This is a genomic window from Paracoccus sp. S4493 (assembly GCF_000967735.1).
In the GTDB taxonomy this organism is placed as follows: domain Bacteria; phylum Pseudomonadota; class Alphaproteobacteria; order Rhodobacterales; family Rhodobacteraceae; genus Paracoccus; species Paracoccus marcusii.
Genome location: NZ_JXYF01000288.1, coordinates 1 through 806, shown reverse-complemented (window position 1 = coordinate 806; position 806 = coordinate 1). Strand labels below are relative to the sequence as shown.

2 pseudogenes are annotated in these 806 nt (G+C 70.5%); both read right to left on the bottom strand.

The features are described 5' to 3' along the window. Positions 1-413, bottom strand: a pseudogene (locus TW83_RS17210) (homoserine dehydrogenase); the annotation flags it as partial. A gap of 107 nt (positions 414-520) precedes the next feature. Beyond that, positions 521-806: pseudogene (locus tag TW83_RS21335) on the bottom strand (hypothetical protein); the annotation flags it as partial.

The following is an 806-nucleotide window of genomic DNA, read 5'->3' as shown; positions in this document are numbered from 1 at the left end:
ATGCCGCCCGCGACGGCGGCCTCGAACCGGATCACGCGGCCCAGGCTTTCGGCCAACTGCGCCAGGTGGTGGCCGTGCATGGCCAGCAGCGCCTTGTTCGCGGTCACCACGTCCTTGCCGGATCGCAGCGCGGCCTCGATGCTGTCGCGCGCGACGCCCGCATCCCCGCCGACCAGTTCGATGAAGACATCGACGTCATCGGCGGTGGCGACCGCCATCGGGTCCGCCTCCCATCGATAGGTCGACAGGTCCGCGTCGCGGTTCTTCATGCGGTCGCGTGCGCTGACGGCGGTGATCGCCACCGGGCGACCCGACCGCATCGCCAGCAGGTCGGCGTGTTTCTGAACGATCTTGACGACACCGATCCCGACGGTGCCAAGCCCGGCGATGCCGAGGCGGAGGGGGGACGACATGAGTGCCTCTCATCCTTGATTTTGCGGGTGTTAGCGCGCCGGGCCGCGTGTTGCAACGCGCGATGCGGTCGCGGCGCGGTCCTGCGGCATGCGTGCCGACGAACCGATCACGGGTCGGCGCCCGCCCATTCCCCATCGATCCCGGTCCGCCGCATCACCGACACGACCTGGCGCGCCGCCTGCAGGGTCAGGTCGCGGACCTGCAGGACGTCTTCCGCGCCCATGTCATGAGGATGGCGTTCCCCGCGGGTGTTGATGAAGGTCGGGTGCCACATGCCTGGCCGTGCCCCCGGCCGCCAAGACGCATGGCACAGCAGGTTGCGCATCCGCCGCAGGTCGGTCAGCGTCGGTGGCAGCGCACCCAGCTCGACCCCCTCGCTGCGGCGGGCGGCG